The 15,224-nt window shown below is 61.1% G+C and carries 12 protein-coding genes; all 12 read left to right on the top strand.

Annotated elements, in window-relative coordinates; all coding sequences use genetic code 11:
- The first annotated feature begins 18 nt into the window (after positions 1 to 18).
- The 12 genes from AC07O4_RS08820 to AC07O4_RS08765 all read left to right on the top strand — a co-directional run bounded on the left by AC07O4_RS08820 (position 19) and on the right by AC07O4_RS08765 (position 15,056).
- A complete protein-coding gene (locus AC07O4_RS08820) occupies positions 19 to 828 on the top strand; it encodes a Stp1/IreP family PP2C-type Ser/Thr phosphatase (protein WP_070063289.1) in 810 nt (269 codons plus the stop codon).
- Between the two features lie 73 nt (positions 829 to 901).
- Positions 902 to 1,552 (top strand): FHA domain-containing protein, encoded by a 651-nt coding sequence (locus AC07O4_RS08815; protein WP_495304313.1) that lies wholly within the window; start codon positions 902 to 904, stop codon positions 1,550 to 1,552.
- A 137-nt stretch (positions 1,553 to 1,689) separates the two neighbouring features.
- On the top strand, positions 1,690 to 3,951 hold the full coding sequence (locus tag AC07O4_RS08810; RefSeq protein WP_495304312.1) for a CHASE2 domain-containing protein: 2,262 nt from the start codon (positions 1,690 to 1,692) through the stop codon (positions 3,949 to 3,951).
- 29 nt (positions 3,952 to 3,980) lie between these two features.
- Positions 3,981 to 4,784 carry a 3',5'-cyclic-nucleotide phosphodiesterase gene (locus tag AC07O4_RS08805; RefSeq protein WP_492743531.1) on the top strand — a complete coding sequence of 268 codons (804 nt, stop codon included), beginning with the start codon at positions 3,981 to 3,983 and terminating at the stop codon, positions 4,782 to 4,784.
- A gap of 201 nt (positions 4,785 to 4,985) precedes the next feature.
- Positions 4,986 to 5,453 carry a pilin gene (locus AC07O4_RS08800; protein ID WP_492743493.1) on the top strand — a complete coding sequence of 156 codons (468 nt, stop codon included), beginning with the start codon at positions 4,986 to 4,988 and terminating at the stop codon, positions 5,451 to 5,453.
- Between the two features lie 42 nt (positions 5,454 to 5,495).
- On the top strand, positions 5,496 to 7,202 hold the full coding sequence (locus AC07O4_RS08795; RefSeq protein ID WP_495304311.1) for a PglL family O-oligosaccharyltransferase: 1,707 nt from the start codon (positions 5,496 to 5,498) through the stop codon (positions 7,200 to 7,202).
- A gap of 453 nt (positions 7,203 to 7,655) precedes the next feature.
- Entirely contained in the window at positions 7,656 to 8,246 is a 591-nt protein-coding gene (locus AC07O4_RS08790; protein WP_492743497.1) for a GspH/FimT family pseudopilin, read from the top strand.
- A gap of 53 nt (positions 8,247 to 8,299) precedes the next feature.
- Positions 8,300 to 8,902, top strand: coding sequence for a type IV pilus modification protein PilV (pilV, locus tag AC07O4_RS08785; RefSeq protein WP_307637715.1), 603 nt, complete (start codon positions 8,300 to 8,302; stop codon positions 8,900 to 8,902).
- Complete coding sequence (locus tag AC07O4_RS08780) at positions 8,899 to 9,909, top strand: PilW family protein (RefSeq protein WP_492743499.1); 1,011 nt, start codon at positions 8,899 to 8,901, stop codon at positions 9,907 to 9,909. Before pilV ends, AC07O4_RS08780 begins: the two co-directional genes overlap by 4 nt.
- Positions 9,906 to 10,532 carry a pilus assembly PilX family protein gene (locus AC07O4_RS08775; protein ID WP_492743501.1) on the top strand — a complete coding sequence of 209 codons (627 nt, stop codon included), beginning with the start codon at positions 9,906 to 9,908 and terminating at the stop codon, positions 10,530 to 10,532. The genes AC07O4_RS08780 and AC07O4_RS08775 overlap by 4 nt, the downstream gene beginning before the upstream one ends.
- Before the next feature lie 85 nt (positions 10,533 to 10,617).
- Positions 10,618 to 11,049: a type IV pilin protein gene (locus AC07O4_RS08770; protein ID WP_495304310.1), complete on the top strand. Its 432-nt coding sequence runs from the start codon at positions 10,618 to 10,620 to the stop codon at positions 11,047 to 11,049.
- Positions 11,050 to 11,180: 131 nt separating this feature from the next.
- Positions 11,181 to 15,056, top strand: a complete 3,876-nt coding sequence (locus AC07O4_RS08765) for a pilus assembly protein (RefSeq protein ID WP_492743504.1) — start codon at positions 11,181 to 11,183, stop codon at positions 15,054 to 15,056.
- The last annotated feature ends 168 nt before the right edge of the window (positions 15,057 to 15,224 follow it).

The raw sequence follows: 15,224 nt of genomic DNA, 5'->3' as shown, positions 1-15,224 counted from the left end.
AGCGAGCGCTGACAAACGATGGCAGGTGTTGGCGTTTCCCTTTTCTCCAGTCGACCGGCGCTGAGCTGGGAGTTTGCGGCGCTGACCGATGTCGGGCGCCTGCGCGCTCACAACGAAGACGCTGTGCACGTCGACCCGGCCCTCGGTCTGGCGCTGCTGGCCGACGGCATGGGCGGCTACAAGGGCGGCGAGGTGGCCAGTGCCATGGCCATTTCGCTGATGCACGCGAGCTTCGGCCGCTGGTTCGCCCAGGCCGGCATGCAGGCGCCCGCCCGCGTGGTCCGGCGTGCGCTGCAGGCGGCCACCGACGAGGCCAACGGCGCCATCCTCCAGGCGGGCATCACCCACGAAGAACTGCGAGGCATGGGCACGACCCTGGTGCTGGCGGCGTTCCGCCCCCAGCGCGTGGTGGTCGGCCACATCGGCGATTCGCGCTGCTACCGCCTGCGCAACAACAAGCTGGAGCAGCTCACGCGCGACCATTCGCTGCGCCAGCAGCAGCTTGACGCGGGCGCCATCACGCCCGAAGAGGCCCTGAACTCCCCCACCCGCAACCTCGTGACGCGGGCCGTGGGCGTGGAAGCCCAGGTGTTGCTGGAGATGCACGAGCACAGCGCCAGGCCGGGCGACCTGTACATGCTGTGCTCCGACGGGCTCAGCGAGATGGTGCCGGATGCGCAGCTTTTCACGCTTTTGAGCCGTGATCTGGGGCTGAAGGAGATGGCTTCACTTTTGGTTGCAATTTCAAACGACAATGGCGGACGGGATAACATTTCAGTTGTTCTGGCCAAGGCGGGCGTCAGCGAAGCGACCCGCGGGGCCATGTAGCAGCCAACCCAGGCGGCGGACCGTTTGCGCCGCCTGACGGTGCTGGATCTTTGCAAACGGGGAGTAATCGGCCATGCCGAAGATGATCATTTCGGTCGATGGCGTCGTCATCGGCCAAGTGGCGCTCGCCAAGAACCGCACGACGTTGGGCCGGCGCGCCTACAACGACATCGTGATCGACAATCTCGCCGTCAGCGGCGAGCATGCCGTGCTGCACATGAGCGGCGGCGAAGTCGAAATTGAAGATCTCAACAGCACCAACGGCACCTACGTCAATGCGCTGGCCGTCCAGAAGCAGGCGCTCCAGGACAACGACGTCATCGAGGTCGGCGGCTGCCGCATCCATTTCCGCTCGCACAGCAACCTCATGGCCGGCCCCGGCTCCGTGCGGGCCTCGCTCTCCGAGTATTCGGCGCCGATGCCGCTCTCGTCGGCACCCACCGAATCGGGCGCGCTGGTCGAGCTGGGCGTGCCCGTGCTGCGCGTGCTCTCGGGCGCCAACGAAGGCCAGGACGTCCCGCTGCAGAAGGTGGTCACCACCATCGGCAAGCCCGGCGTCGCCGTGGCCGTCGTCACCCGCCGCCGCCAGGGCTACGTGGCGGCCACCGTCGTCGGCAGCGTCACGCTCAACGGCGCCCCGCTGGGCGCCGAGGCCGTCGCGCTGCAGGAGGGCGACGTGCTCGAACTCGGCGGCGCCTCGCGCATGCAGTTCGTCCGGGTCTGAGCCGGCCCGGACGCCCTGCTCCGCTCCCCGTTTTCTCGCCGGCAGGCATCCGTTGTCCAAGGCTGATCGGCCATGAGCGCAGCGCCGGGCCGCCCCAAGCAAGCTCGCACCGCAGTGCGAAGCACGGAGGTACGTCAATGAGCGCATTGCGGCGGCACTGGCCGCGCATCGCCATCACGCTGCTACCGGTGGTGCTGGCGCTGCTCCATGCCACCGGCGCCTGGCGGCTGGGCGTGATCGAGCACCTGGACCACCTGATCTACGACGCCCGCCTGCGCGCCACCATGCCGGGCACGCCCGACACGCGGGTCGTGATCGTCGATGTCGACGACGCCAGCCTGGCGCGCGAGGGCCAGTGGCCCTGGCCGCGCGACAAGATTGCCAACCTCACGACGGAACTGCTGGCCCGCCAACACGTGGCTGTGCTCGGCTTCGACGTGATGTTTCTCGAGCCCGATCGCAGCTCCGGCCTCGGGCGCCTGAAGGAGATCGCAGCCGGGCCATTGAGCGGCGTGCCGGGCCTCGCTGCCGAAATCGATCAGCTCGCGCCGACCCTCGACCACGACGCCACACTGGCCCAGGCCCTGCGCGGCCAGCCCGTGGCGCTGGGCTACTACTTCACCCGCACCGAACAGCCCAGCGCCAAGGGGCTGCTGCCGGCGACGCCCGTGCTGCCGCCCGACGCCTTTCCGCCCCATGCTTCCTTCGTCACGCTCTGGAACGGCTTCGGCGCCAGCCTGCCGGTGCTGGGGCGCGCGGCGCCGGTCGCGGGGTTCCTGAACACCCTGGTTGGTGACGGCAGCGACGACGGCGTGATTCGCAGCGTGCCGCTCATTGCCCGCTACGAAGGCGAGCATGCGTCGCCCGGGCACTACGAGTCGCTGGCGCTGGCGGTGTACCGGCTGGCGAACGGCTCGCCGCCCGTGCGGCCGGCGCTCGTGGCCGGCGACGGCAACTTTCCGCGCCTGCAGGCGCTGGTGCTGGGGTCGCTGCGCATCCCGGTCGACCAGAGTGCCAGCCTGCAGGTGCCGTTCCGCGGCCCCGGCGGGCCGCGCGCAGGGTCGTTCCGCTACGTGGCCGCCGCCGACGTGCTCGATGGCCGGCTGGCGCCGGGCGAACTCAAGGACAAGATCGTGCTGCTCGGCGCCACCGCGCCCGGCCTGCAGGACCTGCGCGCCACCCCGGTCGGCGCGGCGTTCCCGGGCGTCGAAGTGCACGCCAACATCGTCTCGGGCTTGCTCGACCGGCGCCTGCTGGCCGTGCCCGACTACGCGCCGGGTTATGAAGTGCTGACCGTGCTGGCGGCGGGGTTGCTGCTCGCGTTCGGGCTGTCGCTGCTGTCCGCGTCGCGCGCCGTGCTGCTCGGCGCGGGCGTGGTCGCCGCGCTGGTCGGCCTCAACACCTGGCTCTACGTCGGCCACAGCCTCGTGCTCCCGCTGGCGTCGGCGCTCGTTATGGTGGCGCTGGCCTTCGCGCTCAACATGAGCTGGGGCTACTTCGTCGAATCGCGTGCGCGGCGCGGGCTGGTGCGGCTTTTCGGCACCTACGTGCCACCGCAACTGGTCGACGAAATGCTCGTGCGCCCCGGCCGCTACAGCATGCGCGCCGAGAGCAAGGAAATGACCGTGATGTTCTGCGACATGCGCGACTTCACCCGGCTGTCCGAGCAGATGGCGCCGGCCGAGCTGCAGGCCTTCCTGAACACCGTCTTCAGCCGGCTCACCGAGGTGATCAGTGCACACCGCGGCACCGTCGACAAATACATGGGCGACTGCGTCATGGCCTTCTGGGGCGCGCCCATCGACACGCCCGGCCATGCCGCGCTTGCCGTGCAGGCGGCTATCGACATGGCCGCCGCCGTGCACGACATCAACCGCCAGCACCGTGCCAACGGCCGCCCCGAGATCAGCGCGGGCATCGGCCTGAACAGCGGCCTCATGAGCGTCGGCGACATGGGCTCGACCGCAAGGCGTAGCTATACCGTGGTCGGCGACGCGGTCAATCTCGCGTCCCGGCTCGAGGGCCTGAGCGGACACTACGGGGTCGAGATCGTGGCCAGCGGCGCCACCCGCGAGGCGGCGCCCGGGTTCGTCTGGCAGGAACTCGACAGCGTGCGCGTCAAGGGCAAGGCCCAGGCTGTGGCCATCTACACCCCGCTCGCGCCGCAGGCCGATGCCGAGGCGCAGGACCCGACACGGCAGCAACTCGACCGCTGGAGCCAGGTGCTCGCCGCCTACCGCCGCCAGGATTGGGCGCTGGGCCGGAACTTGCTGGCTCCCCTGCTCGCCGCGGATGCGAAAAAAGTCCTTTACCAGCTCTACGCCCAGCGTTTAGCCTCGATGGCGCTTCGCCCGCAGGACCCGGACTGGGACGGCGCCACCCGGTTCGACACCAAATGACGACAGACGCATACAAGGGGTCTTCCACAATGCAGGTTCGCGTGCTGGGTTGCTCGGGCGCCATCGCCAAGGACTGCCGCACCACCTCGTTCCTGGTCGATGCGGACCTGCTCGTGGACGCCGGCACGGGTGTCGGCGACCTCACCCTCGACGAGATGGCCGCCATCGACGACGTGGTGCTCACCCACTCGCACCTCGACCACATCGCCGCCCTGCCCCTGATGCTCGACGCCGTCGGCAGCCGCCGCGCCCGGCCGCTGCGCGTGCATGCCCTGGCCGCCACCATCGACGCGCTGCGGGCGCATGTGTTCAACAACGTCATCTGGCCGAATTTCGAACGCATTCCCAGCCCCGAATCGCCGTTCGTGAGCTTTCACGAGATCGCGGTCGGGCAACGCCTCGAACTGGGCAGCGACGCCCCCAAGCTGATCGAAGTGCTGCCGGCCGTCCACACCGTGCCGGCCTGCGGCTTCGCCATCCGCCGGGCCGAAGGTGGCGCCCACTGGGTCTTCAGCGGCGACACCGAACGCAACCCGCCCTTCTGGGAGCGCATCAACGCGATCGACGTGGCGATGCTGGTCATCGAGACGGCCTTCAGCTCCCGCGAGGAGGCTTTGGCCGAACGCAGCCTGCACCTGTCGCCGGTGGCGCTGGCGCACGAGCTGGCGCATATCGATCCGGGCAAGCAGTACCCGATCTACATCACCCACACCAAGCCGGCCGAGACCGAGGAAATCATGAGCCAGATCGAGATGCTGGCGGGGCGGGAGGTGGCTGGGTTGGCGCAGCGGGACATCCGTTGGCTCAAGGCGGATGGAGTGCTGACCTTCTGACAGGGCCCGGTCGGGCATGACAAATTTGTCGACACAATTGGCATCTGAGTGCGAGTTGTGTCACATCATGTAACCATCTTGTGACCAAAGACGGCCTGATCGAGGGCTGCAGGGTGGGGAAACCGGGTGGCACGGATGCTGCGGAAGTTACCCCGCTCCGGGCTGGTTCCCGGGCTCTACAAACCAACCTGGAGTTAATGAATGAACCGTCGTTCTATCGCACGCAATGTGCAAAAGGGTTTCACCCTGATCGAATTGATGATCGTTGTGGCGATCATTGGTATCTTGGCTGCTGTGGCTCTGCCGGCGTATCAGGATTACACCAAGCGCGCAAAGGTGACGGAGCTGATTTTGGCTGCGTCGGCGTGCCGCACGACGATTAGCGAAGTCGTGCAATCGGCCACAGGCACCTCATTGCCGAACGCAGGTGCATGGGGGTGCGAATCGACTTCTGCCACTTCCCAGTACGTGGCCAGTGTGGCAACCAGCAATGCCGGCGTGGTTACCGTCACGGCTCAGAATATTCCGGGCGTTACCGGAACCATTACCTTGACGCCGTACGTAGGCGCCACTGGAACGACTGTTCCCACTGCCGGTTCGGTTATCGGTCGTTGGGTCTGCAACGGCACCATCGATCCCAAGTTCCGTCCGGGTTCATGCCGCGGGTAATAATTCTCTGAAAGAAATGGGCAGCTTCGGCTGCCTTTTTTTATGTCCAAATTTTCGCTTCGGCAAGTCCTGATTTTTATTACGTCGAGCCTGATTGGGGTTGGCTGGCTTGTTCCCAATCATTACGCGCCATGGGTATCTGCATGGAGCGACGGAGCCTCAATTCTGGTCTTTTTCTTGATGGCGGCTCTGATTCTTGCCGAAGTCAAAATAATAGATCGAGGAAAACAGTCGGCGTTGCTGATGTTTGTCGCGTGCGTTTCGGTTGTTGTTGTTGTTTTTCAGGTTGCATTCGGGAAAATAATATATAGCGGTGATGCACTTGTTTCTGTCTTTTACATACTGATTTGGCTCGGTTGTGTCATTGTTGGGTCTATTGCAAAAGATAAATTGGGAAATGAGTGGTTGTTGGCTTTCTTGGGCGGGCTTGCCGGATTTTCGATTCTGAGTGTCACTATTGCATTGCTTCAGTGGACCGGTTCCCAGGAGTTGGGCGTTTATTTTGCGGAGCTGAAACCGGGGGGGCGCCCATTTGCGAACGTTGCACAGCCCAATCATTTTGGGACTATTTGTTTCGTGGGGCTGTGCGTTGCGCTTTATATTTATGAGCGAAAATTGGTCGGGAGGCTGCCATTTTTTCTTTTTGCCTGCTTTTTTGTCATTGGCATGGTACTGTCTCAGTCACGGACTGGTTTGCTTCAGTTGGCCATTCTTGTGATTTTGCTATGGATGAAGAAGGGGAAATTTCTAATTCGAATTTCAGGAGTTCTGTTATTGCTCTTGTGCGTGCTTGCATTGATTGGCGTCTTCAAGTTTCGTGAAATAAACGATTTTCTGCTTCTTGGTGGCGGGCGTAATTTCCAAAGCTCAGTTGGACAAGAAATAAGGCTGTCTTATTGGGTATCAATGGTCGATGCATTAAGACGCGAGCCGCTCTGGGGTTACGGATGGCAACAGGTCGGGGCGGCGCAATATGCGATTGCACCTGATCATCCTAGCGTCGGAGCTTATTTTGAACACAGTCACAATCTTATTCTTGACTTGATGCTCTGGAATGGGGTTTTTTTGGGTGCTGCTCTTGTGTTGGCCTTGGCCATTTGGTGTTTTGGGGTATTTTTTAAATTGAGGGATGCATCGGAGTTGTGGGTATTTGCCATAATTGTCGGGCTCTTTGTTCATTCGATGCTGGAATACCCTTTTGACTATGCGTATTTTTTAATTCCGCTTGGAATTTTGATGGGATGGCTTCAGAGGGGGGGAGGGGTTGATTTGAAAATGAAAAAAGGGAAGAGTCTGTGTTGTATTCTTGCTCTCACATTCCCACTTTTTCTTGTGATTGTGTTTGACTATGCTCGCTTTGAAGAATCCTTTCGAGAATTTCGACTGGAGGCGGCTGGGATAGGGGCGGAAGCGATGGTGATCTCCACTCCGAATGCTATCGTATTGAATCAGCTAGAGAGTTTTCAAAAATTCGCTGCCAAAGAGGCGCGGCCGAATATGACAGTGGATGAGTTGAATTCAATGAAAATGACAGCGTTGCGGTATGGATATCCTCCTGTCTTATTTCGATATGCTCTTGCGTTGGGGATGAATGACAAAAGTGATGCTGCTCAAGCCGTGATTCTTAGAATTTGCAAAATTCACGGAAGAAAAATGTGCCAAGAAGCTATTGAAAATTGGGGTGCCCTAGCAAAAAGGAATCTTAACTTGCCAAGCATTAATTTCAATGCCGAGAGCGCGATTGAGTAGTGATTTTGTGAGTTGGAGAAATTCAATGACGTGGATCTTGAAATTTTTGCGTAGGCAAGATGCTGCCTTTGAGGGTTTGCAATTCATTTGTCAATCTCAACAATGAAAATCCGAGGCTTTGCTTTGGCTAATATTCGAGTGATGGTGCCAATTAGTTCGGAATTCATCGATCCAGCGTCAACACTTTTGAGTCGGTGATTTTGAGTCGGGTCACGCGCGAAATCGATCAAACTATTGACTCGGTGCAATGTCGTGAGTTGTGGTAACTCGTGTCGCCATAAGCCTAGGCGCCCTTCGCGAGGCCGCAGCAACCGTCGATAAAGTTGGTGCAAAAAGAGCCAGCGCAAGCTGGCATGTCTCTGCCAGATGGTCGCTTGGGAGCGATGAGCGGCGGCTTTGTGTCCTCCAAGAATGGATAGCATTCGATTCACATATGGACACATTACAAAACAAATGCAAACGCTCGTCGCCAGGAAGCGTCAGCGCGGCCTGACGGCCATCGAGCTGCTCGTCACGCTCGCCATCCTCGCGATCTTGGTCGGCATCGCCGCCCCGTCGATGTCGCGCTTCATCAATCAGTGGCGCGCCTCCAATACCGTCAATGCCCTGACTGGCTCGCTGCGCATTGCGCGCACCGAGGCGATTGCGCGTGGACGCCCGGTTGTTGTGTGCCGGGTGGCGTCCAGCACCGCCACCGCCTGTGAGACCGCCGCGGGCGCCAAAGGCTACGCCAGCGGCTGGATCGTGTTCGTCAACAACGATCGCGACGCCAACAACGACTTTTCTTCGACGAACGGCGATGAACTGTTGCTTCGTCAGGTGGAGCCCTCCGGCATCGCGTCCATCAAGCTCAAGACCGCAGGGCGCTTTGTCTTCATGCCCAACGGTCTGCTGAACGGCGCTGCCAACGGCATCGACATCGACGCCACCGGTTTCAGCAGTGCCAGCGCCACGCCGTGGGCGCGCAAGGCCCTCTGTATCACCAAGCCCGGCCGTGTTCGTTCCGTAGCGAACGCGTCCGACTGCGATAGCAACGAGGGATGAGGTCGCCCGACAGCTCGGCCGTACCTGGACAGCCCCGCCCTCTTTTCACGGACATGAAAACCCACAACAGACAACGAGGCGCCACCCTCATCGAGGTGCTGGTGGCCATCGTCATCCTGGCCGTTGCCCTGTTCGGCATGGCGGGGCTCACATCCTCGGCCATCAAGTACAACCAGTTCTCCCGCATGCGGGCCACCGGCTTGAGCCTCGTGACCGACTACACGGAGCGCGCCCGAGCCAATCTCTCCGGCTTTGCGAACTACGCCAACACCACGGCGTACACCGCCAGCACGCGTTCGGCCGCTACGACCGACCCCACGGAGGCACCGGCCAGTTGCCAGGTCGATACCTCCAATCCCACGAATCCCATCAATACCTGCGGCGCGGCCATTGCGAACTACGACAAGTCCCAGTGGCTCACCAACGTCGCCAATCGGTTGCCGGGCGGCACCGCCTACGTCACCGCAGACCTGACGGACGCACCGGCGGGCGTGAACGGCCTGCCAGCCACCCGCGTGCTGAACATCTGGTTGATCTGGACCTCGATCCAGGAGGGCGATGGCTTTCGTCAGTCGCAGCCGTGTCCCAAGGGCGCCAACATTTCCGAGACGACCGAGGCTTCGCTGACCTGCATGTATTTCCGGGTCACGCTATGAGGAACACCGCAACCTTCTCGCCCCGTGCGCGCCGGCAGCACATCGCCGGCTTCACCCTGCTCGAATTGCTGATCGCGCTGACGCTCGGGCTGGTGATCTTGGCGTCCAGCCTCTCGATCTATGTCGCATCCAGTCGGGGCAGCCAGATGTCCCAGGTCGAAACGCAGATGAACGAGGACGGCATCCTCGCGCTCAACCTGATCCAGCAGCAACTCAAGCAAGCTGGTTACTCGCGGCAGATCATTCCAGGCAGCGGTGCCACTGTGATGGGCAACTACGCGGGCCCGGCTGTGCGTGGGTGCGACGGTGGCTTTACCGATGCCACCGCTGCGGGCGCCTTTGGCAGCCTAGCGTGCAAACCGGGCGGCGGCAGCGACGCCATCGCCATCCGGTACGAGGCCACCACGGACAACACGACGCCCTCGACCGACAGCACGCCGTTGGCGACAAATTGCGTGGGCACCGGCATCTTCGCGGCGACCCCCTCGCAGGTGGCCCCACCTCCGACGCCCGCGTCTGCAGCGCCAAACTACACCCTGGCAGACAACCGCTACTCGGTGACTGACGCGAGTACGCAGCCCATGCTGTCCTGCCGCGGATCGGAGAAAAGCGGCGCAACGGCCAACATCATCGGCACCGCGCAGCCGCTGCTGGCCAATGTCGAAGACATGCAGATCCTCTACGGCGTGGCCAATCGCCCCAGCGCCGAACTGGCCTCTACCTACGATCCCATGCGGCACCAGATCGTCCAGTACCTGGGTGCGTCCGGGGTCGACGCGTTGGCCAGCAGCGGTGTCCTTCCCGATCTCACTGAAGACCGCTGGAGCCGTGTGCTGAGCGTGCGCGTGTGCCTGCTCATGCGCAGCGATCGGACCGTGAAGGACGTGCCCGCCGGCGGGACGTCTTACAAGAACTGCAGCAACGTTGACATCACGAACAACGATGGCTATCTGCGCAGGGCCTACATCACCACGGTGCTGTTGAGAAACCGCCTGATCATCCAATGAGCACCACGCCTTTTATTCATCGCTGCCCGCACATACTGTTGGGACGTACCCCTGTTGTCCGGCGAGAGCGTGGTGCGGTGCTGGTCATCACCCTGATCCTGATCGTGATCATGTCGCTGCTGGGCACATTCGCCATCCGCAATGCGACCCAGAGCGAGCGCAGCATCAACGGCATCCGCTCCACCGAAGTAGCTCGGGAGGCCGCGGAAACCGCGCTGCGTTTCTGCGAGCAGGTGGCCATTTTCGATGGCGACGGCAAGGACTACACCGAGTACTCCACCACGGGCCTGCGCGGCAAGATCATTACCACCACGATCGGTTCGGAGTTCGACCTCGCCGCCGAGTGGCGCAAGAGCGCCAGCTGGACCGGCAATAACGTGATCAGCCTTCCGTCGGACTATTACAACAAGAAGCCCTCCGGCACCGACGTCGACTCCGCACAGCTGGACATCGCGCCGCGTTGCCTCATTCAGAAGATCGAAAGCACGTCCACGCCCAAGCTCACGGGCTACCTGATCACCGCCCGGGGCTTCGCCAACAACGCCAAGTTCGACAGCTCGACCGGGAAATCCACCCGGGGCTCCGAATCATGGATGCAGTCCGTGCTGTCGCGCAGCAGTTGATTCCATGCACCCGCCTCTCTCCGCTATGACATACCTACCTTTCGATTCCCGTCGGTCCCGTCGCGGCTTCACCTTGATCGAAGTCATGATCGTCGTCGCGATCGTTGCCATCCTTGCGGCCGTCGCGTTGCCGAGCTACCAGGAGCATGTGCGTCGTTCCAAGCGTGCCGAAGCCCAAGGCATCCTGATGGAAGCCGCGCAGTTCATGCAGCGCTATTACTCGGCCAATGACCGCTACACCGCCAGTGCGGGAGGCACAAGCGCCAGCGAAGTCGAACAGAAGAACGGCGACGTCAGCATGCTTCCCGCGAACCTGCGCAATTCGCCCAAGACGGGCGCCGCCAACTACACCATTGCCGTGTTTGCGCCCGACACCACGCACAGCTACACCCTCAAGGCCACCCGCACCGGCAGCATGAGCGCAGACAAGTGCGGCACGTTGACCCTGAACAGCCAAGGCGTGAAGGGGGTAGCGAGCCCCGCCACGGGCATCGACGTTGCGGATTGCTGGAAATAGCGAACGCAACGGTTCGCTCAAACAAATAGCAGTGCCTGAGATCCGGTTGGTTGCGCACCACGAGCGTCGCACCACGTCACCGGCCTCACGGCACCCTTGAAGAAACACCAGATCGCCCGGGGAAATAAGCGATGAACACTGCATTCCAGACCCTTGCACCGACCACGCAGACAACCTGCGCGTGGCGAGCTTTTCGACGGATCGCGCACCGTTTGATCGCTGCGCTCGTTGTTGCAGCTTTTCCTGTGGTCGGCGCGTTTGCTGCCGGCTCGCCCAGCCAAGCGCCATTGTTCAGTGCAGTGCCGGGCGCCAAGCCCAACCTGATGTTCGTACTGGACAATTCAGGATCGATGGCGTACGAATACCAGGAAGGGTATTCGATGCCTGAAAGATGCAAAGGCAGTTCGTGTGATTACGCGTGGTATCGCATGCGATCGAGCAGCGTCAACACGCAGTACTACAACCCTTCGATTACTTATTCGCCTCGAGTCAATTCAAACGGTGTCGCAGAAGTCAATCCGCTTGTTTTCATAGACAACCAATCATCCAGAAAATTTACGTATTCGGCGCCGGGCATCGATTACACGATCAATGACGATAATTACGTCCCGTCCTATGTCACGTACACGACGGCGGGCAGCATAGACAGTGATGCGAAATTTTCCTATGTTCGATGCACGAACACCAGCTGCTCCTCCAATACCACGACAGATATCACTCCGACATCAGGCAGCGTGACGTTGCCCACCGGGCACAAGCGCACAGATTGCGGAGCAAATGCGACCGAGTGCACCAAAGCAAAAGAACTTCAAAACATTCTCAATTGGTATCGCTGGTATCGCACTCGCACCCTCGCGGTCAGTACGGCCGTGGGTCAGGCGATGCAAAACTATGACAACAAGTTTCGTGTGGGATATGTTCAATACAACTACACCAACACGGCAACCGAAAAAAGCGGAACGGCAACCAGCATCGTACGAGGTGTTCGGTATTTCATCGACGACAAAGATGATGCCAATAAGAAGTGGAAAACACAGTTCTACAACTGGATCTATGGAATCATTCCGGCTCAAGGAACGCCAAGCCATAATACGCTGTCCCTCGCAGCCAGCTATTACAATGGTGACGTCAAATCGACTTACGGAAATCCCTGGAAAAATGATCCAACAAGCACGGGTGAAACCAGCGCAGCCAACGATCTGAGCTGCCGGCGCGCTTATTCAATCGTGTTGTCCGATGGCGCGTGGAATTCTGCAACCACAAAAAACGCCGATATCAAATATGCCAGCACGCAGGGCACGAATTACAGCGGAAATCCGTCTGGCAACCCCGCCGCGCTTCAATTCAACCCGAGCGGAGCCACGGGGTCCAGCAATACCAATACCAATCTGGCAACCAGGCTCGCAGCCCGCAATCTCTACATCCCTTACAGCGATGGAGAGGCCAGCAGCTACGGTTTCGCCGACCTGACGGCCCGTTACTTCTGGCGCACGGACTTCTCCGACACACTGCCTAATAACGTCCCTCCCATTGAAGGCCAGCACAACCCCACTTTCTGGCAGAACATGACAACCTTCACGATTGGCTGGGGGTTGACGCCGTCGGGGGAGTCTGGAACGGCCAACGGTTTGACCTGGGCACAAATCAATGCATACAACAACGATTGGCTTGCCGGTAATTCAACAACGCGTCCCAAGTGGGCATCTGGCGATTTGAACTCGACCTCTGGCAGTGCGGCCGATGCCCGGCGCGTCGATGACTTCATCCGCGCCGGCTTCACTGGTGGTGGTCGCGCGTACAGCGTCTATTCGGGCGAAGATGTTCGCCAAGCTCTCGACAATGCGCTCAGCAGCATGGTGGGTTCGGGCAACGATGCCGGTGTGGCCGTGTCAGGCAACAGCAGCGAATTCCAGACACTGGAAAACCAATACAAGTACACGACGGAATATCAAACGGCCGACAACAGCGGCGACATCAAGGCTTTCCAGCTGAATGCCAGCGGCGGCTATCTTTCCGTGGATTCGTCCGGCAAGGCAGTTCCCGCATGGTCCGCCAATGCCAAGATGCCGGCCCTGACGAGCCGGAAGATTTTTTCCCTGTCGGACTACGACGCCAATGCGCCCAGCAAACTCGCCACCAAGCGTGTGGAGTTGAACTACAACACGACGCTGAATAATTTGCCGCTCGACTTCAAGGCGCTGTTGAATGCGGACAACCTGCAAAAAACCGACAGCAGCTTCATCCGCTACCTGTTGGGTGAGGACCCGCAGAAGGACATCAACAACACCGTCTATCGCTCACGCAAGCAGCCGATCGGCGCCTCGGTCAATTCGCCGCCGGTGTTCGTGGGTGGACGTATCGACATGGGCTACAACATCTATGGCTCGGTCGATGGCAAGGACACCTATGCCGCCTATAAGGGCAACAAGACATCGCTGCCTCCGACCATCTTTGCGGCCACCAACAACGGCAAGGTCCATGTGCTGAACGCCGCCAAGAACGACACCACGCTGTCGGGCATTCCGGCCGGTACGGAACTGGCCGAATTCATGCCCAAGGGGGCCATGGCCTCACAGATCGATCTGGCCAACTCGAATTTCCGCTTCCGCTACACGCTTGACGGGCCATTGGTGGAGCACGACGTGTACGACACGAACAACCTGACCCCTGCGGGCGGAGCCGCCGCATGGCGCCAACTGGTGTTCGGCACGGGTGGGCGCGCGGGCAGTTTCATGTATGGCTTGGAGTCACCCATGAACTCGGGGAACCGGACCCCGACCAAGGATCACTTTCTCTGGGAATTGAACAACAAGACCGAGGGATACGACAACCTGACCAATGTGACCAACAACCCCACCGCAGGTCAGCTGGACGACGGCACTTGGGTTGTGTTGACGGGCAGCGGCCACTACCCGGCGACGGGCAAGCAGGTCGGCCTGTATGTGGTGGAGGCGATCACCGGAAAACTCAAGAAATTCATCCCGCTGCCAGCCGCGTTTGGCAACGCCGTCACCGGCGGCAACCGCGGCCTGGGCGGTGTAGTCGCCGTGCGGGACACCACCCGCAAGATCGTTGCCGCCTATGCCGGTGACGCCAACGGCAATCTGTGGCGTTTCGACCTGCGTAGTTCGAAGTTCGTGGTGTCCTATGACCGGCCGCTGTTCACCACGCCGGGTGGCAAGACGCAGCCCATCTACGCGGCGCCGACATGGCAGGTCCACCCCGGCGACGCGAGCGCCTGCACGTACAGCACCACGTCGCAGTGCGGCGCCATCGTGGTGGTGGGCACCGGCATCCTGTTGGACGAGGACGACCTGACGACGCCTGCAACAAAGCAGGCCATCTACGGCATCTGGGACCAGACGCCGATCGGGGGCAACGACAAGACGGGCTTCAACAAGGTCGTGCTCGCGGATCTGGTGGCGCAAACCATCGACACGGGGTCGGCGAAACTGGGAACCGGCATCGAGAATGGCAAGAATTTCTACCAAGTCAGCGCCAACCCCGTGGACTGGAAAACCAAAAAGGGGTGGTTGCTGAATCTGGGGGTGATCAACTACACCGGGGCCATGGCCAATGGTGAACGCGTTGTGGGCGACCTGGCCAACCTGGGCAGCAGCGTGATGATCACGTCATTCCTGCCGGAAGACCGGAACCTGGGCCTCGAGTCCTGCACGGCCACCGGCAGCCTGCCCAACATCATCTATGTGCTCGACGCGCTGACGGGCAAGAACAAGTATTCCTTCGACGTCGATTCCAATGGCAGCTTCGATTTCTATTCGATCGTCTCCATTCCTGCTGGTGGCTTCACGCGTGGCAACGTGAGTTCGCGCAACATGATCGGCCAGCCGAACGAAGGCCGGCCGGACCTGAGGCCCGATGTCGATTGCACCAACGAGACTGGCTATCTGACCGGGGTGGGCGGCACGCAGAAGGCCGGTGACGGCTGCTCGGCGCCCAAGGTCTGGCGCCGCGCCTGGAGGCCGGTGGTTTCGCCACCGTTCTGAGATCCTGACGGTACGGCAAGCTGTCGCCGGCAGGGTTGTCGGGCGTTGCTCTCTGGCCCGACCGGGCCGCCGTTCGGAAATTCGGGCCAAGGGCACAATGTCAACGGATGACCGTTGACATTGCCTGCGCCCCCGCACCTGTGGCCGACCGCGCAAGTCTCGTGGTGC

It is taken from the genome of Variovorax sp. GW821-FHT09D04 (assembly GCF_059416405.1).
Note: the sequence above shows the minus strand (reverse complement) of the source record. Positions and strands in the feature narration are given on the sequence as shown.